At 77.2% G+C, this 24,427-nt stretch carries 5 protein-coding genes; 4 read left to right on the top strand and 1 reads right to left on the bottom strand.

Going from position 1 to position 24,427, the window contains the following annotated elements; genetic code table 11:
- Positions 1 to 52: 52 nt before the first annotated feature.
- A complete protein-coding gene (locus AMK13_RS15890) occupies positions 53 to 1,099 on the bottom strand; it encodes a lactonase family protein (protein ID WP_074002754.1) in 1,047 nt (348 codons plus the stop codon).
- Between the two features lie 251 nt (positions 1,100 to 1,350).
- On the opposite strand from AMK13_RS15890, the gene AMK13_RS15885 reads away from it, so the two are divergent.
- The 4 genes from AMK13_RS15885 (at position 1,351) to AMK13_RS15870 (ending at position 24,426) form a co-directional block, all read left to right on the top strand.
- Positions 1,351 to 3,180 (top strand): glycoside hydrolase family 15 protein, encoded by a 1,830-nt coding sequence (locus AMK13_RS15885; protein WP_074002753.1) that lies wholly within the window; start codon positions 1,351 to 1,353, stop codon positions 3,178 to 3,180.
- On the top strand, positions 3,177 to 4,589 hold the full coding sequence (locus tag AMK13_RS15880; protein ID WP_074002752.1) for a glucose-6-phosphate dehydrogenase: 1,413 nt from the start codon (positions 3,177 to 3,179) through the stop codon (positions 4,587 to 4,589). Before AMK13_RS15885 ends, AMK13_RS15880 begins: the two co-directional genes overlap by 4 nt.
- A 921-nt stretch (positions 4,590 to 5,510) precedes the next feature.
- Positions 5,511 to 6,878 (top strand): serine hydrolase domain-containing protein, encoded by a 1,368-nt coding sequence (locus tag AMK13_RS15875; RefSeq protein ID WP_074002751.1) that lies wholly within the window; start codon positions 5,511 to 5,513, stop codon positions 6,876 to 6,878.
- 145 nt (positions 6,879 to 7,023) lie between these two features.
- Positions 7,024 to 24,426, top strand: a complete 17,403-nt coding sequence (locus AMK13_RS15870) for a non-ribosomal peptide synthetase (RefSeq protein WP_074002750.1) — start codon at positions 7,024 to 7,026, stop codon at positions 24,424 to 24,426.
- Position 24,427: the final 1 nt, after the last annotated feature.

The raw sequence follows: 24,427 nt of genomic DNA, 5'->3' as shown, positions 1-24,427 counted from the left end.
CGCCGCGCCCGCACCGGGCCCCGGGCCGCTTCCCCGGCCCGGGGCCCGCGCGTCAGGCGAACAGGACGGTGGACGCCGCCGGGACGGCCAGCGAGCCCGCCCGGCGGGGGACGCCCGTGGCGGCGTCCAGGTCGAACCAGGTGACGTCGCCGGAGTGCTGGTTCGCCGCGTACAGCCGGGTGCCGGTGGGGCCGAGCACCAGGTCGCGCGGCCAGCGGCCCCCGCAGGGCACCGAGGTGACCACGTGCGCCCGCTCGCCCGTCGCGTCGAGGGCGAGCACCACGATGGTGTCGGTGCCGCGCTCGGCCGCCCACAGGAACCGGCCGTCGGGGGAGACCACCGGGGCCGACGGCGAGACCGGGCCCTCGACGCCGTCCGGGAACAGCGGGACCTCCGCGACCGGTTCGAGCGCCCCGGCCGCCGCGTCCCAGCGGCAGACCGTCACGACGGGGCGCAGCTCGCCGAGCACGTACGCGTGCCGGCCGGAGGGGTGGAAGGCGAGGTGCCGCGGCCCGGTGCCGGGCGGCAGCGCGGTCTCCGCGTGCACGGTGAGTTCCCCCGTCGCCGGGTCCAGGGCGAGGACCCGCACCGCGTCGGTGCCGAGGTCGACGGCGAGCACCCAGCGCCCCGACGGGTCGGGGAGCACCTGGTGGGCGTGCGGGGCCCGTTGGCGGTCCGGGTGCGGCCCGCTGCCCCGGTGGCGCAGCACGGTGGCCGGGGGCCGCGGGGTGCCGTCGTCGGCGAGCGGCAGCACGCTGACGCTGCCGGAGCCGTAGTTGGCCGTCAGCAGGTGGCCCCGGCTGAGGCTCAGGTGGGTGGGGTGGTCCCCGTCCACCGGGACGGGGGCGCCGAGCGGGCGGGGCACCGGGGCGGCGAGGTCGTGGGCGGTGGCGGCGCCCGGCTTCGTCTCGGAGACGGCGTAGAGCACCGGGCCGCCGGCGGCGAGCCCGAGGGCGAGGTAGGACGGGTCGACGGCCTCGACGACACCGGTGGCGGTCAGCGCCCCCGAGTCCGGATCCAGCGATGCCAGGACGATCCCGCGCCCGCCCTCCGAGGTGAACGACCCGATGAAGGCCCGCTCCGCGCCGCTGTCCGCCACCGCAAACCTCCGTCGTCCACCGTCCGCCGTCCGGGCTCGAACGCTAGCAGGTGCGGGGTCCGGGCTCTTTCGCCGGAGAGCGCTTTTTCACTGGAAAGCACCGCTGCCGGAGCGGCCGGATCGCGGACCGGCCCGATCCCCGGGAACGTGGGAGCCGTTGGCCGCGCGGCCGGGTCGCCGTCGGCCCGGCGGTCCGCACCGGGACGACGCCCCTTCGACCACCCCCCTTGGCGCTGCGGAAGCGAGGCGGCATGTACGACCCCGACCCACCGTTCCGGCCGGTCCGCCGCCGGAACGGCTACCCGCCGCTGGAGGACCTCGGCCTGATCGGCAACGGCGCGACGGCCGCGCTGGTCGGCCTGGACGGCGCCGTCCCGTGGCTGTGCCTGCCCCGCTTCGACTCCGAGCCGCTGTTCTGCGGCCTGCTGGACCACGCCCGGGGCGGGCACTTCACCCTCGCCCCGGAGGGCCTGGTGGAGGCCAGGCAGCGCTACGAACCGGACACCGGCGTGCTGGTCACCGAACTGCGCGGCCCCACCGGCCTGGTGCGCGTCACCGACGCGCTGACCCTGCGCTCCGGCGCCGACCTCACCGACGACGCGCCGGCCGACCGGGGCGAACTCGTGCGCTCGGCCGTGGTGCTGGACGGGACGGTCCGGCTGCGGGCGGAGCTGGAGCCGCGCGGCGGCGCGCAGGCCCGCGCCCTGTTCAGCGGACTGGAGGTGCGCCCGCACCGGCGCCCGGACCTGCGGCTGCACCTGCGCTCCAACCGCCCGCTGACCGGTCTGCACAGCACTTACGAACTGCGGCAGGGCGAACGCCTGGACCTGGTGCTCTCCTGGGGCCGCTTCCACCGCCACCACCGCTTCGACACCGACGCGACGCTGAAGGCCACCGCCGAGGCCTGGCGCCGCTGGATGGGGCACTTCGCGTACGACGGTCCCCAGGAGCCCCTGGTCCGGCGGGCCGCGATCACGCTGAAGCTCTGCGACGACTGGGCCAACGGCTCGCTGGTCGCCGCCCCCACCTCCTCGCTGCCCGCGCCGATCGGCGGGATCCGCAACTGGGACTACCGCTACAGCTGGATCCGCGACGCGGCGTTCGCCGTGTTCGCCCTGCGCCGGATCGGCTTCGGCGGCGAGGCCGACGCCTTCCTCGGCTGGGTCCTGGACGCCTTCGAGACCAGCCGGCGGCCCCGGATCATGTACGACCTGCGCGGCGGCCCGGTGCCGGACGAGGTCGTGGACGGCGAACTGGAGGGCTACCAGGGCTCGGCCCCGGTGCGCTGGGGCAACGGCGCGACCGACCAGCGCCAGCACGACGTCTACGGCGAGATCCTGGACTGCGCCCACCAGTGGCTGCGCTCCGGCGGCGAGATCCAGCCCGCGCTCTGGGCCGGCCTGGCCGAGCTGGCCGACGCCGCCCGGCAGGCCTGGCGGGAGCCGGACCAGGGCATCTGGGAAGTGCGCAGCGAGGGCCGGGTGTTCACGTACTCGGCGGGCCTGTGCCAGGTGGCCCTGGACCGGGCCGCCCGGATCGGCGAGCGGCTCGGCCGGTCCGACGGGCCGGACCGCTGGCGCGCCTCGGCCGAGGAGCTGCGCCGGCTCGTCCTGGAGCAGTCCTGGGACGAGGAAGCCAAGACCCTCAGCGCCCACCTGGACGGCGGCGGCACGCTGGACGCGAGCCTGCTCGCGCTCCCGCTGCGCCGGGTGGTGCCGGCCGGCCACCCGCGGATGGTGGCGACCGCCGCGGCCGTCGCCGAGCGCCTGTCGGCGGGCGGCGGGCTGCTCTACCGCTACCTGCACGAGGAGTCCCCGGACGGGCTGCCGGGCGACGAGGGCGCCTTCGTGCTGTGCAGCTTCTGGCTGGTCGACAACCTGGTCGGCCAGGGCCGGACCGACGAGGCCGGGGAGCTGTACGCCTCGCTGTGCTCCCGGGCGAGCCCGCTGGGGCTGGTGTCCGAGCAGATCGACCCGTCCACAGGAGAGTTCATGGGCAACTTCCCCCAGGCGTTCAGCCACATCGGGATCATCTCCAGCGGCGTGAACCTGGCCCGGGCGAGGGCGGGGGGACGGGCATGATCGACCGGCTCGCGATCCTCGGCGCGACCGGGGACCTCAGCGCCCGCTTCCTGCTGCCGGCGCTGGCCGCGCTGCGGGCGGCGGGGCACACCGGCGACGCGCTCCGGGTGACCGGGGCGAGCCGGGAGGACTGGGACACCGGGCGGTACCGGGCGTGGGCCGCGGAGCGGCTCGACCGGCACGGCGGCGCCCTCCCGGCCGGGGCCGGGGAGGCGGTGGTCTCCGCCCTCGACTACCGGCGGGCCGACGTCACCGACCCCGCCGACGTGGCCGCGGTCGTCGCCGGGGAGGGGCCGGTGGCCGTCTACCTGGCCCTCCCGCCGCAGCTCTTCCCCGCCGCGGTCACCGCCCTGCACGCGGCGGGCCTGCCGGAGGGCAGCCGGATCGTGCTGGAGAAGCCGTTCGGCGAGGACCTGGCCGGCGCGCGGGAGTTGAACCGGCTGCTCGCCGAACTCCTGCCGGAGCGGGCGGTGTTCCGGGTCGACCACTTCCTGGCCATGACGACCGTCCAGAACGTCCTCGGCAGCCGGCTGGCCAACCGGGTGCTCGAACCCCTCTGGAACAGCACCCACATCGCCGAGGTGGACATCACCTGGGACGAGACGCTGGCGCTGGAGGGCCGGGCCGGGTACTACGACCGGGTCGGGGCGCTCAAGGACATGGTCCAGAACCACCTGCTGCAACTGCTCTGCCTGGTGGCCATGGAACCGCCGCTCACGCTCGGCGAACGGGACCTGCGCGACCGGAAGGTGGACGTGCTGCGCTCCGTACGGCCGCTGACCGAGCACGACGTGGTGCACCGCACCCGGCGGGCCCGCTACCTGCCGGGCCGGATCGGGGACCGCGACGTCCCCGCGTACGCCGAGGAGGAGGGCGTGGACCCGGCGCGCGGCACCGAGACCTTCGCCGAGGTGGAACTGGAGCTGGACAGCTGGCGGTGGGCCGGGACGCGGTTCCGGCTGCGCAGCGGCAAGGCCCTGGGGGCGGACCGCAAGGAGGTCGCGGTGCACTTCCGCCCGGTGCCCCACCTGCCGTTCGGCCACGGCGGGAGGAGCCACGGCGGGAAGGGCTCCGGCGGGGAGGGCCACGGCGGGGAGGCCCGGCCCAACGTGCTGCGGTTCGAGCTGGAGCCGGAGGGGCTGGCCCTGGACCTGACGGGCGTCGGCGCCCACGCCCACGAGCTCGTCCCGCTCTCGCTGACCGCGCGGATGGAGCCGCAGGACCTGCCCGCGTACGGGCGGCTGCTGCTGGACGTCCTGAACGGCGATCCGGCGCTGTCCATCCGCGGCGACGAGGCCGAGGAGGCCTGGCGGGTGCTCGAACCGGTGCTGTCCGCCTGGGAGCGGGGGCTCGTCCCGCTGGACGAGTACCCGGCGGGCTCGCAGGGGCCGCCGCCGCACTGGTGGTAGCCGCGCCGGTGCCCGGGTGACCGGCCGGTGAGGGGGGCCGGTCGGCCGGGGCCCGGGCGCTCGGGCCCCGGGCAGTGCCACTCGCGGCCCGCCCGGTGAATTCCGTCGCATTCCGGCACAGCAATCCCAGGCATCACAGTCACCACATTCGTCACAGGCGCCCGGTAAATCACTCGGCTATTTCGACGAATGACTGTTCGAGTGGCTGGTGGGATCCGAACCTCATATTTTCGGCCAAAGAATTCGCGCCCGTTCTCGGGCGTTCCGGGCGCGGCCGGGAGTCGCACCTGGGATTTTGGCGTTCCGATTACCGACGGCGGTCGCTCTCCGTTCAATCGGAAGGGGTTGCGAGCGGCTGACCCGCCGTGAAGACTGTTGCGCGTTCGTCGTCCGGACGTTCGGGACGACAGGGATTGTGCGACTCCCCGACCGTGTCGGCGCGTTCCGCGCGGCGGTTGCGGGGGTGGATCGCCAAAAGGGGGAATGGGCATGCCGGGTACGGCCGTTGCGCAGGTGGGGGCCGGGAGAGCGGCCGGCCGCCGGGGGACGGTTTTCTGTTCGAACGTGCCGGCGGGGTAAGAGTATTCGGAGGCTCGCGGTTCACCGCGATCCGGTCCGCCGTTCATCGCGCGGAGGGAAATCCGGATCGTATTCGCACCGCCCGGTCCGGGCGCGCCGACGTGACCGCGGAACGGCTCCGCGAGGGCGGGTGCGGTGCCCGGCCGCGGGCGTCCGGGGATTCCCGTTCCCGGGGCCGGACGGCCTCCGCCGGCCGGGCCGACGCCGATTCCCCCCGTTCCCGCGCGTCCTGAAGCAGGCGACGACGGCCGGGAATTCCCGCTGTGCCGCCTCCCAATCCGCGATTCCACCGCGGGCGCCCGGCGCGCCCGCACCCGAGATCCAGTCAACGGGAGTTCCGCCATGCCGTACGCCAGTCCGGCGCCCGCCCGCGAGCGGTCGCCGCTCCTCCTGCGCGGCGAGCTGCAGCACCGGCTCGACACGCTCGCTCGCGCCCACCGGGTGCCCGGCGCCCAACTGGTGCTGGACACCGGCCCGGAGGCCGTCGTCCTGCACACCGGGGTGGCCGACACCGGCACCGGGGCACCGTTCACCGAGGACACCGCCGTTCCGGTCGGATCGCTCACCAAGCCCTACACGGCCGCCCTGGTGATGCTGCTCGCCGACGACGGTGACCTCGACCTCGACGAGCCGGTCGCCGAGCACCTTTCGGAGTTCCGGCAGCTGCCTGAAGTAACGATTCGTCACCTGCTGAGCCACACCGGCGGACTGCCCACCGGACCGGACTCCGACGCCGCCGCCCGCACCACCGCGACCCGCTACCTGTCCGCCGTCTGCACCGCCCCGGACGCGCTGTTCCCGCCCGGGACGGACTTCTCCTACTCCAACGCCGGCTACGTCGCCGCCGGGCGCCTGGTCGAGACGGTGACCGGGATGCCCTGGCACGAGGCGGTGCGTGCCCTGCTGCTCGAACCCTTCGGCACCGGGCCGGTGTTCGTCGACACCGCCGCCCCCGGACGGCCGGTCGCCGCCGGGCACGCGCTCAACGCCGCGACCGGCCTGCCCCGGGCCGTCCGGCAGAACCTGGCCCCACTGGAGGCCCCGGCCGGCGCCCTGCTGGCCAGCGCCGCGGACCTCGCCGCGCTCGGCGCCGCCCTGGTCGGCCGCGCCAAGGTGCTGCCCCCGGACACCGCCGAGCTGATGCGCCGCCCGGAGCCCGGCGCCCGGCCGGGAGCGCTCGCCGACGGCTGGGGTGCCGGCGCGGCGCTCTACCGGCAGGACGGGCGGCTGTGGTGCGGCCACGACGGCAACGCCATGGGCACCTCCTGCCATCTGCGGGCCGACCCGGACAGCGGCCTCGTGGTCGCCTTCACCGGCAACGCCGGCGCCGCCACCGCCCTCTGGCGCGAACTCGCGTCAGACCTGGAGGAGTTGGCCGGAGTACGGGTGCCCGCGGGGATCGAACCGGTCGGCGCGGGCGGACCCGTGCTGCTCGCCGCCCCGGCGGCCCTGGCCGAGTGCGCGGGCGACTACCGCAACGGCGCCATCCGCTACCGGGTCGAGCCGGCCGGCGCCGGACCGGCCACCCTCTCGGTCGACGGCGACCTCCCGATCCCACTGCGCTGCTACGCCGACCTCTCCTACGACCTGATCGCCCCCGACACCGGGCGCCCCGAACCCGGCGGGCGCTTCCACCGGGACCCGGCCACCGGCCGGATCGACCGGGTGCAGGTCTCCGGGCGCACCGCCCGCCGGGCCGCCGCCGACTGAGCCGACCGGCCCGGCCGCCGTACGCCCACCCCCGCACCGACCCCACCCCCCCCGCACCGAACCCGCACCGTTCCCCGGGTCCGAGGGCCGGCCACCGCCTGCCCCGCCGCCCTCGTCGTCGCCCCCCTCGGAAGGACCTTCCGCCATGGCCGACCGGCCTGCCCAGCCCGTGCGCCCGACCGCCCCGCCGCAGGCGCCGGCCGGTGGCACCACCGCACCGTCGGCGGCGCCCCGGACGCTGGACGCCCTGTTCGCCGCCCAGGCGGCCCGTACGCCGCACGCGCCCGCGCTGACCGACGGGCGGCGCAGCTGGACCTACCGCGACCTGGCCGAACGCGTCGAGCGGCTGGCCCGCGACCTGCGCCGGCGCGGCGCCGGGCCGGAGCGGACGGTGGCCCTGGTCCTGCCGCGCTCCATGGAGCTGGTCGCCGCCGAGCTGGCCGTCGTCCGGGCGGGCGCCGCCTTCCTGCCCGTCGACCCGGGCTACCCCGCCGAGCGGCGGGCGCTGATGCTCGCCGACGCCGCCCCCGCGCTCGTCCTGGACGACCCGGCCGCCGTCCGCGCGGCCCTGGAGACGGAGCGCCCCGAGGACCGGGACCACACCGACCTCCCGGCCGCCGACGGCACCGACCACCCCGCGTACGTGATCTACACCTCGGGCTCCACCGGGACGCCCAAGGGCGTGGTCGTCACCCACCGGGGGATCGCCGGCTTCACGGCGGCGGCCGTCGAGAACTACGCGGTCGGGCCGGGGGACCGGGTGCTCCAGTTCTCCTCGCCCAGCTTCGACGCCTCCGTCCTGGAACTGTTCGTCTCCGTCCTCACCGGCGCCACCCTGGTGATCCCCCCGGACGGCCCCTGGCTCGGGGAGGAGCTCGCCGCCGTCCTGGACGGGCAGCGCATCACCCACACCCTGATCCCGCCCGCCGCCCTGGCCACCGTCCCGGCCGGCGCGGGCCGCCACCTGCGCACCCTGATCGTCGGGGCCGAGGCCTGCTCCGCCGAACTCGTCGACCGCTGGGCGCCCGGGCGGCGCATGGTCAACTCCTACGGCCCCACCGAGGCCACCATCGTCGCCACCTGGACCGGCCCGCTCACCGCCGGCACCGGCGCGCCCACCATCGGCGGCGCCCTTCCGCACGCCCGGGTGTACGTGCTCGACGAGGCCATGCGGCCCCAGCCGACCGGCACCGACGGCGAGCTGTACCTCGGCGGCGAGGGCGTCGCCCGCGGCTACCTCGGCCGCCCCGGCCTGACCGCCGCCCGCTTCGTCGCCGACCCCTTCGGCCCGCCCGGCGCCCGGCTCTACCGCACCGGCGACCGGGCCCGGTTCACCGCCGACGGGGAGCTGGAGTTCCTCGGCCGGCTCGACCGGCAGGTCAAGGTCCGCGGCTTCCGGATCGAGCCGGGCGAGATCGAGGCCGCGCTGCGCGCCCACCCCGCCGTCGACCAGGCCGTGGTCGTGGTCCGCGAGGACGAACCGGGCCGCACCCGGCTGGTCGGCTACGCCACGCCCGCCGACCCGGAACTGCCCCCGGACCCGGCCGCGCTGCGCACCGCGCTGGCCGCCGCGCTGCCCGCCCACCTGGTGCCCGCCGCCGTCGTGGTGCTGCCCGCCTTCCCGCTCACCCCGCAGCTCAAGATCGACCAGCGGGCGCTGCCCGCGCCCGCCCGGCAGGGCGCCGCCGGCGGGCTCGCCCCGCGCACCGAACGGGAGCGCGCCCTGGCCGCCGTCTGGGCCGAGGTCCTCGGCCTCGACGCGGTGGGGGCCGAGGACGACTTCTTCGACCTCGGCGGCGACTCCGTCCTCGCCGCCCGCACCCTGGCCCGGATCACCGAACGCCTCGGCGTCCGGCTCACCCTGCGGGACGTGTTCACCGCCCGCACCGTCGCCGCCCTCGCGCCGCTGCTCGACCGGCCGGCCGCCGCCGCGCCCACCGGGCCCGTCCCGCCCGCCCCGCGCGGGGAGCCGCTGCCGCTCTCCAGCGCCCAGCGCCGGCTCTGGTTCCTGGAGGACCTCGCCACCGGCGGCACCGGCAACCACACCGGCGTCGCCCTGCGGCTGCACGGCGACCTCGACCGGGAGGCCCTCGGCCGGGCCCTGCGGCGGCTCACGGCCCGGCACGACGCGCTGCGCACCACCGTCACCGCCGTCGACGGGCGGCTCGAGCAGCACGTCGCCGAGCGGGCCGACCTGCCGCTGCGCACCGAGGACCTCGGCGCCCTGCCCGCCGGGGAGCGCGCCGAGGCGGCCGACCGCCTGCTCGCCGAGGAACTGGAGCGGCCCTACGACCTGGCGCGGGGCCCGCTCAGCCGGGCGCTGCTGGTCCGGCTCGCCGCCGACGAGCACCTGCTGCTGTTGGCACAGCACCACATCGTCACCGACGGCTGGTCGGTCGGCGTCCTCACCCGCGAACTGGCCGCCCTCCTGCGGGCGGAGGCCACCGGCGAACCCGACGGCCTGCCCGCCCCCGCCCTCCAGTACCCCGACTACGCCCACTGGGAGCAGCACCGCCCGGCCGACCACGCCCCCGAACTCGCCTACTGGAAGCGCGCCCTGGCCGGCCTGCCCACCCTGCGGCTGCCCACCGACCGCCCCCGGCCCGCCGAGCGCGCCGGCCACGGCGCGGCGCACCGCCACCACCTCCCGGCCGAGCTGGTCGACCGGCTGCGCCACCTCGCCGCCGGCCGCGGCACCACCGTGTTCACCCTGTTCGCCGGGGCGTCCGCGCTGCTGCTCTCGCGCCACTCCGGCCAGCGGGACGTGGCCTTCGGCACCGTCGTCAACGGGCGGGAGCGGCGCGAGCTGGAGGAGGTGACCGGCTTCTTCGTCAACACCGTGGTGCTGCGCGGCGACGTGGACGAGCGGGCCACCGTCGACCGCTTCGTGGAGTCCATGCGCACCACCCTGCTGGACGCCTTCGCCCACGCCGAGGTGCCCTTCGACCGGGTGGTCGAGGAACTGGCCCCGCCCCGCGACCCCAGCCGCACCCCGCTGGTCCAGGTCGCCGTCGTCCAGCAGACCCCCGCCGCCCCGGCGCCCGCCGGCGGGCTGCGCTTCACCGACCACCCGCTGCCCCGCCCGGCCGCCCGCTTCGACCTGGTGCTGGAGTTCACCCCCGACGAGGCCGACGGCGGCTGCACGCTGACGGTCGAGTACGACACCGACCTGTTCGACCGGCGGACGGTGACCGCGCTGGCCGCCCACCTGCACCGGCTGCTGGCCGGGATGGCGGACGGGCCGCGGCGCACCCTCGCCGAGCTGCCGATGATCCCCGAGGAGGAGCAGCGCGCGCTGCTCGCCTCCCGGAAGCCGCCGCGGGAGCTCCCGGGCACCGACCCGGCCCGGCCGTCCGGGTGGAGCCGGGTCCACGTCCTCGACCGCGCGCGGCGCCCCCAACCCGTCGGGGTGCCCGGCGAGTTGTACCTCGCGGGCTACCTCCCGGACCAGCCGGACGAGCGGCTCGTCCCCGACCCGTACGGCGCGCCGGGGGAGGCGATGTACGGCACTGGGGAGCTGGTGCGGTGGACCGCCGACGGCGGACTGGAGCACCTCGGCCGGGTCGAGGAGCGGGCGAAGCCCCGCGGCGGGGAGACCGACCCGGCCCCCGCCCCCGCCGCGGCCGCCCCCCGCCACGTCGCCCCCCGGACCCCCGCCGAACGCGCGCTGGCCGGCATCTGGGCCGAGGTGCTGCGGCTGGAGCGGGTCGGCGCCGACGACAACTTCTTCGACCTCGGCGGCGACTCCATCCTCGGCATCCAGGTGGTGGCCCGCTCCCGGCAGGCCGGACTGGCGGTGACCTCCCGGGACCTCTACCGCCACCAGACGGTCGCCGCGCTCGCCCTGGCCGCGGAGGACGCCGAGGCGCCCGCCGCGCCCGCGCCGGTGGCCGCCACCGGGGAGGCCGTGCTGACCCCGATCCAGCGCTGGTGGTTCGAGCGGGCCGCCGGCCGGGCCGGCCACTTCGCCCAGGCCGTCTCCCTGCTGCTGCCCGGCGACCTCGACCGGGCGGCCCTGGAGGAGGCCCTGAACGACCTGGTCGCCCACCACGACGCGCTGCGCTCCGCCTTCACCGCTCCGGACGGCGCCGGCGCGGTGCGCTGGCGGATCCAGGAGCCGACGGCCCGCACCACCCTGGCCCGGCACACCGGCCCCGAGCAGGACACCCCGCACTTCGGCCCGTACGACCTGGCCGGCGGCGCCCCGCTGATGCGCGCCGTCCTGCACGAGCGCGCCGGGGGCCGGCCCCCGGTCCTCCACCTGGCCGTCCACCACCTGGTGGTCGACGGGGTCTCCTGGCGGGTCCTGCTGGAGGACCTCGACACCGCGTACCGGGCCCGCCGCGAGGGCCGGGACGGCGCGGCCGCCCTCCCGGCGAAGTCCTCGCCGCTGCGGCAGTGGGCCGAGCGGCTGAGCGCCTTCGCCGCCGGGGGCGGCTTCGAGGACGAGTCCGCGTACTGGGCCGGGGCCGTGCCCGGGCAGTCCGACGACGAGCCCGGGAAGCCCGCCGCCGAGCCGTTCCCCGCCGAGCCCTTCCCCGCCGAGCTCGACGGCCCCGACAGCTACGCCACCGAACGCTCCGTCACCGTCCGGCTGAGCCCTGCCGACACCGCCGCCCTGCTGCGCACCCTGCCCGACACCTACCGCACCCAGGCCAACGACGTGCTGCTGAGCGCGCTGGGCCGGGCGCTGTGCGGGGCGAGCGGGCTGGAGCGGGTCGTGGTGGACGTCGAGGGCCACGGGCGCGAGGAGCTGTTCGCCGACCTCGACCTCGGCCGTACGGTCGGCTGGTTCACCACCCGCCACCCCGTCGCCCTGGCCGTCCCCGCCGGGGCCGGCTGGGACGCCGTCCTCAAGCAGGTCAAGGAGCAGCTGCGTGCCGTCCCCCGGCGCGGCCTCGGCTTCGAGGCGCTGCGCCACCTCGGCCGCCCCGGCACCGCGCCCGAGGTGCCGGCCGCCCGGATCAGCTTCAACTACCTGGGCCGCATCGCCCTGCCGGACGACCCGGACGGGCTGTTCCGCGGCACCTTCCGGCCGCTGGAGCTGGACGCCGACCCGGCGGTCGAGCGCCCCCACCCGCTGGAGGTGGTCGGCCGACTGGACGGCGACGCGCTGGAGTTCACCTGGTTCCACTCCGCCGCCGTCCACGGCAGTGCCACCGTCGAGACGCTGGCCCGGCGCTTCGCCGAGGAGCTGGCCGACCTCGCCCGCCACGCGACCACCCCCGGCGCCGCCGGGCGCACCCCGTCCGACTTCCCGCTGGCCCGGCTCGACCAGCCGGCGGTGGACCTGATCACCGGCGCCGACCCGGGCGCGGTGGAGGACGTCCTGCCGCTCACCCCGACCCAGTCCGGCATGCTCTTCCACGGCCTCGCCGAGGAGGACAGCGGCGCCTACTTCCAGCAGCTGGACTTCGTCCTCGACGGGGTGCCCCACCCGGCCCGCCTCGCCGAGGCCTGGCAGTGGGTCACCGACCGCACCGCGGTGCTGCGCGCCCACGTCCGCTGGCAGGAGGTGCCCGAGCCGCTGCTGGTGGTGCACCGCCGGGTGGCCGTGCCGGTCGGCCACCTGGACTGGCGCGCGCTGCCCGAGGAGGAGCGCCGCACCCGGCTGGCCGAACTGCTGGACCGCGACCGGGCCCGCGGCCTCGACCTCGCGCGGGCCCCGCTCCAGCGGCTGCTGCTGATCCGCCTCTCGGACAGCCGGGTGCGGGTGCTCTGGTCGTTCCACCACCTGGTGCTGGACGGCTGGAGCCTGTTCCAGGTGCTCTCGGACGTCTTCGCGGTGCACGCCGCCCTGGCCGCTCCCGGAGCGGAAGTCCCGTACGGCACCGTGCCGGAGCGCCGGCCCTACCGCGACTACCTGGCCTGGCTGGGCGGGCGCGACCACGCCGAGGCCGAACGGCACTGGCGCACCCGCCTCGCCGGGCTGGTGGAGGCGACGCCGCTGCCGTACGACCGCGAGCCGGTGCAGAGCCACCGCGCGGAGTCCACCCGGGCGGTGCCGTTCACCCTGCCCGCCGCCGCGACCAGGGCGCTGGAGGACCTCGCGCGCGGCTCCGGGCTGACCCTCAACACCCTGGTCCAGGGCGCCTGGGCGGTGCTGCTGGGCCGCCAGGCCGGGCGGGCCGAGGTGGTGTACGGCACCACCTCCTCCGGGCGCCCGCCCGAGCTGCCCGGCGTCGAGTCGATGACCGGCCTGTTCATCACCACCCTGCCGACCCGCACCACGGTGCCCGCCGAGGGCACCCTGCTGGACTGGCTCCAGGCCCTCCAGCGGGAGCAGAGCGAGGACCGGCGGTACGGCTTCGTCCCGCTCACCCGGATGCGGGCCGGCACCGGACTGCCCGAACAGACCGGCCTGTTCGACAGCCTGGTGGTCTTCGAGAACTACCCGGTCGACGAGGACGCGGCCGACGCCCACGGCCTGCGGCTGCGCGACCTGGACGGCATCGAGACCACCAACTACCCGCTCGCCCTGCTCGCCTACCCCGGCCCGGAGCTGTCCCTGCGGCTCTGCTACGACCCGCGGCTGTTCGACGAGTCCACCGTGCGGCGGCTGGCCGGCCAGCTCACCGCCGCGCTGACCGGCCTGCCCGCCGGCGCCCACCGCCCGCCCGCGCGGCTGCCGCTGCTGACCGCCGAGGAGCGGCACCGCGTCCTGGTCGACTGGAACGCCACCGCCGCCGAGCAGCCCGCGGCCGACATCGCCGAGCTGTTCGCCGAGCAGGTGCTCCGCACCCCCGGGGCGGTCGCCCTGGAGGCCGGCGAGCAGCGCCTCACCTACCGCGAACTGGACGCCCGGGCCGCCGAGTTGGCCGGGCACCTGGCCGCGCACGCGGTCCGGGTGGAGCAGCCGGTCGGGGTGCTGATGGAGCGCTCCGTCGAGCTGGTCGTCGCCCAGCTGGCGCTGGTCCGCACCGGCGGCGTCTTCGTGCCGCTGGACGGCCGGGCGCCGCGCGAGCGGCTGCACCGGATGCTGGCCGAGGCGGGCGCCGAGCTGCTGCTCACCGACGCCCGCTGGGCGGAGACCGCCGCCGAGCTGCGCCCCGCCGAGCGGGTGCTGCGCGTCGACCGGCCGGACCGCACCGGGGTGCCGGCCGCGCCCCCGGCGGCCGTCCACCCCGACAACGTCCAGTACCTGATGTTCACCTCGGGCTCCACCGGCACCCCCAAGGGCGTCGCGGTGCGCCGCCGGGACGTCGCCGCGCTCGCCCTGGACCGCGCCTTCACCGGCCACGACCGGGTGCTGGTGCACTCCCCGCACGCCTTCGACGCCGCCACCTACGAGCTCTGGGTGCCGCTGCTGCGCGGCGGCACCGCCGTCCTCGCCCCGCCGGAGGACCTGGACGCCGCCGCCGTCCGGCACGCCGTCACCGAGCAGGGGGTGACCTGCCTGTGGCTGACGGCCGGGCTGTTCCGGCTGCTCGCCCAGGAGGACCCGGGCTGCCTGCGCGGCGTCCGCGAGGTGTGGACCGGCGGCGAGGCGGTGCCCGGCGCCGCCGTCCGCAAGGTCCTGGCGGCCTGCCCCGGCCTCACCGTGGTCGACGGCTACGGGCCGACCGAGACCACCACCTTCGCCACCCGCCGGGCCTTCCGCGAGGGCGACGAGCTGCCCGCCTCGCTGCCGATCGGCCGCCCGCTGGACAACACCCGGGTGTACGTCCTGGACGGCGCGCTCCAGCCCCAACCGCCGGGCATCACCGGTGAGCTGTACATCGCCGGGGCCGGGCTCGCACGCGGCTACGCGGGCCGCCCCGGCGAGACCGCCGCCCGCTACCTCGCCGACCCCTTCGGCCCGCCCGGCGCCCGGATGTACCGCACCGGCGACACCGTCCGGTGGAGCGCGGACGGCGAACTGCACTTCGTCGGCCGCGCCGACGACCAGATCAAGATCCGCGGCTTCCGGATCGAACCCGCCGAGATCGAGGCTCGGCTCACCGCCCACCCGGCCGTCGCCGAGGCCGTGGTCTCGCTCCACCAGGACGCCGGACGCAAGCGCCTCGCCGCCCACCTGGTGCCGGCCGAGGGCGCCGAGCCGCCCGCCGCCGCCGAGCTGCGCGCCCACCTGGCCGCCGACCTGCCCGACTACATGCTGCCCGCGGCCTTCGTTACGCTGCCCGAACTCCCGCTCACCGCCAACGGCAAGGTGGACCGCCGCCGGCTGCCCGCCCCCGACTGGTCGGCGGCGGGCGGCGACCGCCCCCACCGCGCCCCCGGCACCGACCGCGAGCGGCTGCTCGCCGCGATCTGGGCCGAGCTGCTCGGGGTCGAACGGGTCGGGCTGGACGACGACTTCTTCCTGCTCGGCGGCGACTCCATCCTGAGCATCCAGGTGGTCTCCCGGGCCCGCGCCGCCGGCCTCGGGCTCTCCCCGCGCGACCTGTTCCGGCACCCCACCGTCGCCGCCCTGGCCGCAGCGGCCGGCAGCGCCGTCACCGTCGCCGGCACCGAACCGGTCGGCGGCGAGGTCGGCCTGACGCCGATCCAGCACTGGTTCCTCGACCCGAACCCGCCGTACGCCCACCACTTCGACCAGTCCCTGGTGGTGGAGGCCCCCGGCGCCGTCGACCCCCGGGCCCTGCGCCGCGCCCTGGCCGCCCTGTGGGCCCACCACGACGCGCTGCGCTCCCGCTTCACCCGCGCCGAGGACGGCACCTGGCGGCAGCACTGCGCCCCCGCCGAGGAGGCCGCGCCCGAACTGCTGGAGGTCCACGGCCACGGCGCCGAGGAGGCGGTGACCGCGGCCGCCCACGCCTCCTTCCGGCCGGCCGACGGCCCGCTGCTCACCGCCCGCCTGTTCAGCGGCGACGCGGACCGCCCCGACCGGCTGCTGCTGGCCGTCCACCACCTGGTGGTCGACGGCGTCTCCTGGCGGGTGCTGCTGGAGGACCTGGAGACCGCCTACCGGCAGGCCGTCGAGGGCCGCCCGCTGCGGCTGCCCGCCCGCACCAGCTCCGTCCGGGAGTGGGCCCGCCGCCTGGCCGCGCACACCGCGGCCGGCGGTTTCGACGGGCAGCGGGACCACTGGGCGGCCGCCGCCCGGGCCTGCGCCACCCCGCTGCCGGTGGACGGCGACGGTACCAACACCGCCGCCGACCTGCGCGAGGTGACCGTCCGGCTGGACCGCGACCGCACCGACGCCCTGCTGCGCCAGGTCCCCGCGGTCTACCGCACCCGGATCGACGACGTGCTGCTCACCGCGCTCGGCCGGGTGCTCGCCGACTGGACCGGGCGCGGCACCGTCGCCGTCGGCCTGGAGGGCCACGGCCGCGAGGACCGGCTGTTCGACGGCCTCGACCTGTCCCGCACGGTCGGCTGGTTCACCTCGCTCTTCCCCGTCGCCCTCGACGTCCCGGCGGGGGACTGGGGCACCGCCCTGAAGGCCGTCAAGGAGCAGCTGCGGGCGGTGCCCGACCGCGGCCTCGGGTACGGCGCGCTGCGCCACCTCGCCGGGGACGCGGCGCTCGCCGACGCGCCCGCCCCCGGCGTCGCCTTCAACTACCTGGGCCGCTTCGACTGGTCCGCCGACGGCGCCGCCCTGGTCCGCGCCGTCCCCGGCGGCCTCGGCGGCGCGGAGGCGCCCGGCACCGAGCGCCCCCACCTGCTGGACGTGGTCGCCCGGGTCGAGGACGGCGAGCTGGAGATCGGCTGGTACTACAGCGCCGGCCGGCACCGCGCCGACACCGTCACCGGGCTCGCCCACGCCATGCGGGGCGCCCTGGAGGAGATCGTCGCCCACTGCGCCGAGCCCGGCGCGGGCGGCCGCACCCCCGCCGACTTCCCGCTCGCCCGGCTCGACCAGGCGGCCGTGGACCGGATCGCCGGGGACGGCCGAACGGTCGCCGACGTCTACCCGCTGACCCCGATGCAGGCCGGGATGCTCTTCCACAGCCTGCTCGACCCGGACGGCGACACCTACGTCAACCAGGTCCAGCTGGTGCTGGACGGGGTCACCGACCCGCACGCGCTGGCCGAGGCCTGGCAGCGGACCGCCGACGCCAACGCGATCCTGCGCACCCGGCTCAGCTGGCAGGACGGCGCCGAACCGCTCCAGGTCGTCCAGCACCGGGCCGCCGTCCCGGTCGCCCACCACGACTGGACCGGCCGCCCCGCCGAACAGGTCGAGCGGGACACCGCCCGGCTGCTCGCCGAGGACCGGGCGGCGGGCATCGACCTCGGCGGCGCGCCGCTGCTGCGCCTCGCCCTGATCCGGCTGACGCCGACCCGGGTCCGGGTGGTGTGGACCTTCCACCACGTGCTGCTCGACGGCTGGAGCGCCGCCCAGGTCTTCGACGAGGTGTGCGAGCGCTACGCCGCCCTGACCGCCGGACGCCGGCCCGCCCCGGCCGAACGGGCGCCCTACGCCGACTACCTGCGCTGGCTGGCCGGCCAGGACGGGGCGGAGGCCGAGCGGTACTGGCGCGACACCCTGGCCGGCTTCCCCGCCCCCACCGAACTGCCCCGGGACCGCCGCCCGGCCGGCGCCCACCGCGCCTCCTCCTCGGCCTCGGTGCGGGTCGCCCTCGGCGCCGAGCTGTCCGAGCGGCTGCGCGACACCGCCCGGCAGGCCGGGCTGACCGTCAACACCGTGCTCCAGGGCGCCTGGGCGCTGCTGCTCTCCCGCTACGGCGGCGGGGACGACGTGGTGTTCGGCACCATCGTCTCCGGCCGGCCCGCCGAAGTCCCCGGCGTCACCTCGATGGTGGGGCTGTTCATCAACGCCCTGCCCACCCGGGTGCGGATCGACCCCCGGCGCCCGCTGCGGGAGCTGCTGCGGGAGGTCCAGGACCACCAGTCCGAGGCGCGCCGGCACGACGCCGTCTCGCTGGCCCAGCTCCAGGGCTGGAGCGAACTGCCCGGCGGCACCGCCCTGTTCGACAGCCTGGTGGTCTTCGAGAACTACCCCTTCGACGCCCAGTCGCTGACCCGGCACGGCCTCGGCGTGGAGACCGAGCAGGTGCTGGAGCCGACCAGCTACCCGCTCAGCGTGGTGGTCGCGCCCGGCGAGTCCATCGAGGTCGGCCTGGACCACGACCCGGCCCTCTTCGACGCCGCCACCGTCGAGGGGCTCGGCGCGGGCCTGCGCACCCTGCTCGCCGGTATGGCGGCCGGCCTCGACCGGCCGGTGGGCGAGCTGCCGCTGCTGGACCCGGCCGAGGGGCGCGCACTGGTGGCACGCCTCGGGGGAGCGTTCACCGAGGCATCGGACGGCACCCTGCCCGAGGCCTTCGCCCGGCAGGCCGCCCGCACCCCCGACGCCCCGGCGGTCCGCTCCGGCGACGAGCAGCTGACCTACCGGGAGCTCGACGAGCGCTCCAACCGGCTGGCCCGGCTGCTGATCGCGGCCGGGGCCGGCCCCGAGCGCTTCGTCGCGCTCGCGCTGCCCCGCACCGTCGAACTCGCCGTGGCACTGCTCGCGGTGCTCAAGAGCGGCGCCGCCTACCTGCCCGTCGACCCTGGCTACCCGGCCGAGCGGATCGCCTACCTCTTCGAGGACGTCCGGCCCGACGCCGTCGTCACCGGCACGGCGACCGCCGACCGGCTGCCCGACGGCCCGTCCACCCGGATCGTGCTGGACGACCCGGCCTGCCGCGAGCGCCTGGCCGCCGCCCGCGCCGACGCCGTCCGCGACGAGGAGCGGCACGGCGCCCTGCGGCCGGAGCACCCCGCGTACGTCATCCACACCTCCGGCTCGACCGGCCGCCCCAAGGGCGTGGTGGTCGCCCACAGCTCGGTGCTCGCCCTGACCGACTGGGCCGCCGCCGAGTTCGCCGACGGCGGCCTGGCCCACGTGCTCGCCGCCACCTCGCTCAACTTCGACGTGTCGGTGTTCGAGATCTTCGCGCCGCTGCTCTCCGGCGGCCGTGTGGAACTCCTGCGCGACCTGCTGGCGCTGGCCGAGCGCCCCGGCCCCTGGCGGGCCGGCCTGCTCAGCGCGGTGCCCTCGGCCCTCGGCGGACTGCTCGCCGACGGCGCCGTGCGGCTCGCGGCGGACACCGTGGTGCTGGCCGGCGAGGCACTGCCCGCCCGCACCGTGCGCCAGGTCCGCGAGGCCGTCCCCGGCTGCCGGGTGCTGAACGTCTACGGCCCCACCGAGGCCACCGTCTACGCCACCGCCCACACCTGCGACCCCGCCGACCCGGACCGCGACCCGCCGATCGGCCGCCCGGTCGGCGGCGCCCGGGCCTACGTCCTGGACGAGCGGCTGCGCCCGGTGCCCGTCGGCGCTCCCGGGGAGCTGTACCTGGCCGGCACCGGCGTGGCCCGCGGCTACCTGCGCCGCCCCGGCCTGACCGCCGCCCGCTTCCTGCCCGACCCGTACGGCCCGCCCGGCGCCCGGATGTACCGCACCGGCGACCGGGTGCGCTGGAGCGCCGACGGCGGCCTCGACTACCTCGGCCGCGCCGACGACCAGGTCAAGGTGCGCGGCTTCCGGATCGAACTCGGCGAGGTCGAGGCCGCGCTGGCCCGCCACCCCCGGGTGACGGCGGCCGCCGCCCGGGTGGTCGACCAGGACGGCCACAAGCGGCTGGTCGGCTACGCGGTGCCGCGCGACGGCGCCCTGCCCGACCAGGCCGAGTGGCGGGCCTTCCTCGGCGACACCCTCCCCGGCCACCTGGTGCCCGCCCTGGTGGTGCCGCTGGAGCGGCTGCCGCTCGGCGCCACCGGCAAGCTGGACCGGCGCGCCCTGCCCGAGCCGGTGTGGGCCGCGCCCGCGACGGAGGCCGGCCGGCCCCCGCGCACCGACACCGAGCGCGCCCTCGCCGCCATCTGGCGCGAGGTGCTCGGGGTGCCCGACGTGAGCGCGGACGACAACTACTTCGCCCTCGGCGGGGACTCCATCCTCGGCATCCAGATCGTCTCGGCGGCCCGCCGGGACGGCCTGGCGCTGACCCCCCGGCACCTGTTCGCCCACCAGACCCTGGCCGAACTCGCCCGCGCCGCCGAGCGCTCACCGCGCCCCGAGCCCGCCGCCGACCAGGGCGCGGTGGTCGGCGAGGCCCCGCTCACCCCCGTCCAGCACTGGCTGCTGGACACCCTGGACGGCGACCCGGCCCAGCTCACCCAGTCCGTCTCCTTCACCCTCGCCCCGGACACCGACGAGGAAACCCTGCGGGCCGCGCTGGCCGCCGTCCTGGACCACCACGACGCGCTGCGGCTGCGCTACGAACCGCTCGCCGACGGCCGGTGGCGCCAGCACGGCACCGCACCCGGCCAGGCCCCCGAACTGCGCCCGCACGAGCTGCCCGCCGCCGAGGGTGAGCAGCGCGCGACCGTCCTGCGGGACCTCGGCGAGCGACTGGCCGAGGGCTTCGACCTGGCCGCCGGACCGCTGCTGCGGGCCGCGCTCTGCCGCTTCGCCGACGACCCCCGCCCCGTGCTGCTGCTGGCCGCGCACCACCTGGTGGTGGACGCGGTGTCCTGGCGGATCCTGCTGGAGGACCTGGAGCGCGCCCACAACGCGCTGAGCGCGGGCGAGCGGCCCGACCTCGGCGCCAAGAGCACCTCCTTCCGGGCCTGGGCCGAACGGCTCGCCGCGCACACCGCGGCCGGCGGCTTCGACGCGGAACTCCCGTACTGGCAGGGCCTGGTGGACGACGACCTGCCGGTTGACCTGGACGGCGCCAATACGGCCGACACCGAGGAGTCGCTGACCTTCGCCCTGGACGCCGAGTCCACCCGCCGGCTGCTCCAGGACGTCCCGGAGGCCTACCGCACCCGGGTCAACGACGTCCTGCTCTGCGCCCTCGGCCGGGTGCTGGCCCGCTGGACCGGACGCGGCCGGGTGCTGGTCGCCCTGGAGGGCCACGGCCGCGAGGAGCCCTTCGACGGCGTCGACCTCTCCCGCACCGTCGGCTGGTTCACCACGATGTACCCCGTCGCCCTGGACGTGCCCCCGGACGCCGACCCCGGCACCGCCCTGAAGGCCGTCAAGGAGAGCCTGCGCGCCGTCCCTGGCGGCGGCCTCGGCCACGGCGCCCTGCGCCACCTCAAGCCGGAGCCGGGCCTGGCGCTGCCGCGGATCGGCTTCAACTACCTGGGCCGGCAGGACTGGACCGCCACCCCCGGCGGCCTGCTGCACGCCCCGGCCGGCCCGCTCACCGGCGGCATGGACCGCACCGCCCGCCGCCCCCACCTGCTGGACGTGCTCGGCCTGGTCGCCGAGGGCCGGCTCTCCTTCACCTGGTCCTACTCCCGCGCGGTGCACCACAGCGGCACGGTCGCCCGGCTGGCCGCCGAACTGCTGGACGAGCTGCGGGAGCTCGTCCGCCACTGCGCCGAGCCCGGCGCCGGCGGCCGCACCCCCTCCGACTTCCCGCTGGCCGGCCTCGACCAGGCCGGCGTCGACCGGCTGGCCGGCACCGGACGGGAGGTGACGGAGATCCAGCCGCTCACCCCCACCCAGACCGGCATGGTGGTGCACGGCCTGGACGAGGCCGAACACGGCCTCTACGTCGAGCAGATCACCTTCGTCCTGGACGGCGCCCGTGACCCGGGCCTGCTGGCCGCCGCCTGGCAGCACGTCGTCGACCGCACCCCGGTGCTGCGCACCTCGGTGGCGCTGCGCGACGTGCCGGTGCCGCTCCAGGTGGTCCACCGGCAGGCGGTGCTGCCGGTCGCCGAGCACGACTGGAGCGAGCTGGGCGAGGCCGAGCGCGCCGCCCGGCTGGAGGAACTGCTCGCCGAGCAGCGGGCCCGCCCGCTGGTGCTGGACCGGCCCCCGCTGCTGCGGCTCGACCTGGTCCGGCTCGGCCCGGAGCAGGTCCGGGTGGTCTGGGCCTTCCACCACGTGCTGCTGGACGGCTGGAGCGTCTTCCACGTCCTCGCCGACGTGCTGGCCGCCCACGCCGCCCTGGCCCGGGGCGAGCGCCCCGAGCTGCCCGAGCGCCGCCCCTTCGCCGAGTACGTCCGCTGGCTCGCCGCCCGCGACACCGGTGCCGCCGTCGAGCACTGGCGCGGCGTGCTGGCCGACCTCGCCGCCCCCACCCCGCTGCCCTACGACCGCCGGCCCGCCCAGGGCGACACCGCCCGCTCCGGCGACTGGCTCTCGCACCGGCTGGACGAGGCCGCGACCGCGCGGCTCCAGGAGTTCGCCCGCCGCCACCGCCTCACCCTCAACACCGTGGTGCAGGGCGCCTGGGCGCTGCTGCTGTCGCGCTGGAGCGGGGAGCAGCGGGTCTGCTTCGGCACCACCGTCTCCGGCCGGCCCGCCGACCTGGCCGGCTCCGACGGCATCGTCGGCCTGTTCATCACCACCCTGCCCGCCCGGGTCGCCGTCGACGGCCGGCAGCCCTGCGCCGACTGGCTGCGCACCCTCCAGGAGGAGCAGGCCGAGGACCGCCGCTTCGACCACCTGCCGCTCGCCCGGATGCACGGGCTGAGTCAGGTCCCGCCGGGCACCGAGCTGTTCGACAGCCTGGTGGTCTTCGAGAACTACCCGGTCGGCGACGCCACGGCCGGCGCGTACGGCCTGCTGGTACGCGACCTGGACGCCCGGGAGGCCACCAACTACCCGCTCACCGTGGTCGTCTCGCCCGGCGAGCGGCTCGCCGTGGAACTCGGCCACGACCCGCGCTTCCTCGACCGGCGGACCGCCGGGCGGCTCGCCGACCAGCTGCTGCACACCCTGAACGCGCTGGCCGCCTCGGACGGCGCCACCCCGCTGGACGGGCTCGACCTGCTGCCGCCCGGCGAACGGGAGCGGCTGCTGCACGGCCCCGCCCGCCCGGCGCTCGCCCCGGTGCCCCCGGCGACCCTGCCCGCCCTGGTCGAGGCCGCCGCGGACCGGTGGCCGGAGGCCGTCGCGCTGAGCGCGGACGGCCTGGAGCTGATCTACGCCGAGGCCGAGGCGCACGCGAACCGCCTCGCCCACCGGCTGATCGCGCGCGGCGCCGGCCCCGGGGAGACCGTCGCCCTGCTGCTGCCCCGCTCGGCGGACACCGTGCTCGCCGAACTGGCGGTGGCGAAGACCGGCGCCGCCTTCCTGCCCGTCGACCCGCACTACCCCGAGGAGCGGATCGGGGCGATGCTGCGCGACGCGGCGCCCGCGCTGACCCTGGACGCCAAGGAGGTCGCCGAGCTGCTCGCCGCCGACCCCGACGGCGCCCCCGGCCACCGCCCCACCGACGCCGACCGCACCCGCCCGCTCGACCCGGACGACCCCGCCTACGTCATCTTCACCTCCGGCTCCACCGGCACCCCGAAGGGCGTCGTGGTCACCCACCGCGGCCTCGCCGCCTTCGCCGCCGCCGAGGCCGCCCACTACCAGGTGGCCCCGGGGGACCGGGTGCTGGCCTTCGCCACCCCCAGCTTCGACGCCTCCGTGCTCGAACTGTGCCTGGCCCTGCCGCACGGCGCCCGGCTGGTGGTGCCCGAGCCCGGACCGCTGCTCGGCGCCCACCTGGCCGGACTGCTCCGGGCGGAGCGGATCACCCACACCCTGCTGCCGCCCGCCGCCCTCGCCACCCTGCCGGCCGACACCCCCGGCAGCCTGCCCGCGCTGAAGACCCTGATCGTCGGCGCGGAGGCCTGCGGCCCCGACCTGGTCGCCCGCTGGGCCCCGCACCACCGGATGGTCAACTCCTACGGCCCCACCGAGGCCACCGTCGTCGCCACCTGGTCCGCGCCGCTCACCGCCGACGGCGCCGCCCCGCCGATCGGCCGCCCGCTGCCCGGCACCGGCGCGTACGTCCTGGACGCCCGGCTGCGGCCGGTGCCCGACGGCGTCCCCGGCGAACTGTGGCTGAGCGGACCGGCCCTGGCCCGCGGCTACCTCGGACGCCCCGGGCTGACCGCCGCCCGCTTCACCGCCGACCCGTACGGGCCGCCCGGCGGCCGGATGTACCGCACCGGCGACCTGGTGCGCCGCGACCGCCACGGCGAACTGCACTACCTGGGCCGCACCGACCACCAGCTCAAGCTGCGCGGCCACCGGATCGAGGCGGGCGAGGTGGAGGCCGTGCTGGCGCGCCACCCGGCCGTCCTGGACGCGGTGGTGAGCATCCGGGAGGACGAGCCCGGACTGCCCCGGCTGGTCGCCCACCTGCTGGCCGCCCCCGGCGCCGAACCGCCGACCGCCGCCGAACTGCGCGCCCTGGCCGCCCGCGCCCTGCCCGGCCCCATGGTCCCCACGGCCTTCGCGGTGCTGGAGCGCTTCCCGCTCACCGCGAGCGGCAAGACCGACCGCGCGGCCCTGCCCGCCCCCGACCCGGCCGAGGCCGAGCCGGCCGGACGGGTGGCCCCGCGCACCCCCACCGAGGAGGCGGTGGCGGAGATCTGGGCCGAGGCCCTGCGCACCGCCGTCGGCGCCACCGACGACTTCTTCCAGCTGGGCGGCGACTCCATGCGCGCCCTGCTGATCGCCTCCCGGGCCAACGACGCCTTCGGCGTCACGCTCACCCCCCGCGACGTGCTGGTCTCCCGCACCGTGGCCGCCCTGGCCGACCTGGTGGAGGACCTGGTGCTCAGCGAACTCGAAGCCGCCGCGCTGGACGGCCCCGACGAACCCGCCGCCCCCGGCAGCCCCGACGATGACGAACGGTGAG

It is taken from the genome of Streptomyces sp. CB02056 (assembly GCF_001905545.1).
In the GTDB taxonomy this organism is placed as follows: domain Bacteria; phylum Actinomycetota; class Actinomycetes; order Streptomycetales; family Streptomycetaceae; genus Kitasatospora.
Note: the sequence above shows the minus strand (reverse complement) of the source record. Positions and strands in the feature narration are given on the sequence as shown.

Coding starts and splice junctions, on each gene's coding strand:
- AMK13_RS15885 (WP_074002753.1), top strand. CDS start 1,351: ATGTACGACCCCGACCCACCGTTCCGGCCGGTCCGCCGCCGGAACGGC.
- AMK13_RS15880 (WP_074002752.1), top strand. CDS start 3,177: ATGATCGACCGGCTCGCGATCCTCGGCGCGACCGGGGACCTCAGCGCC.
- AMK13_RS15875 (WP_074002751.1), top strand. CDS start 5,511: ATGCCGTACGCCAGTCCGGCGCCCGCCCGCGAGCGGTCGCCGCTCCTC.
- AMK13_RS15870 (WP_074002750.1), top strand. CDS start 7,024: ATGGCCGACCGGCCTGCCCAGCCCGTGCGCCCGACCGCCCCGCCGCAG.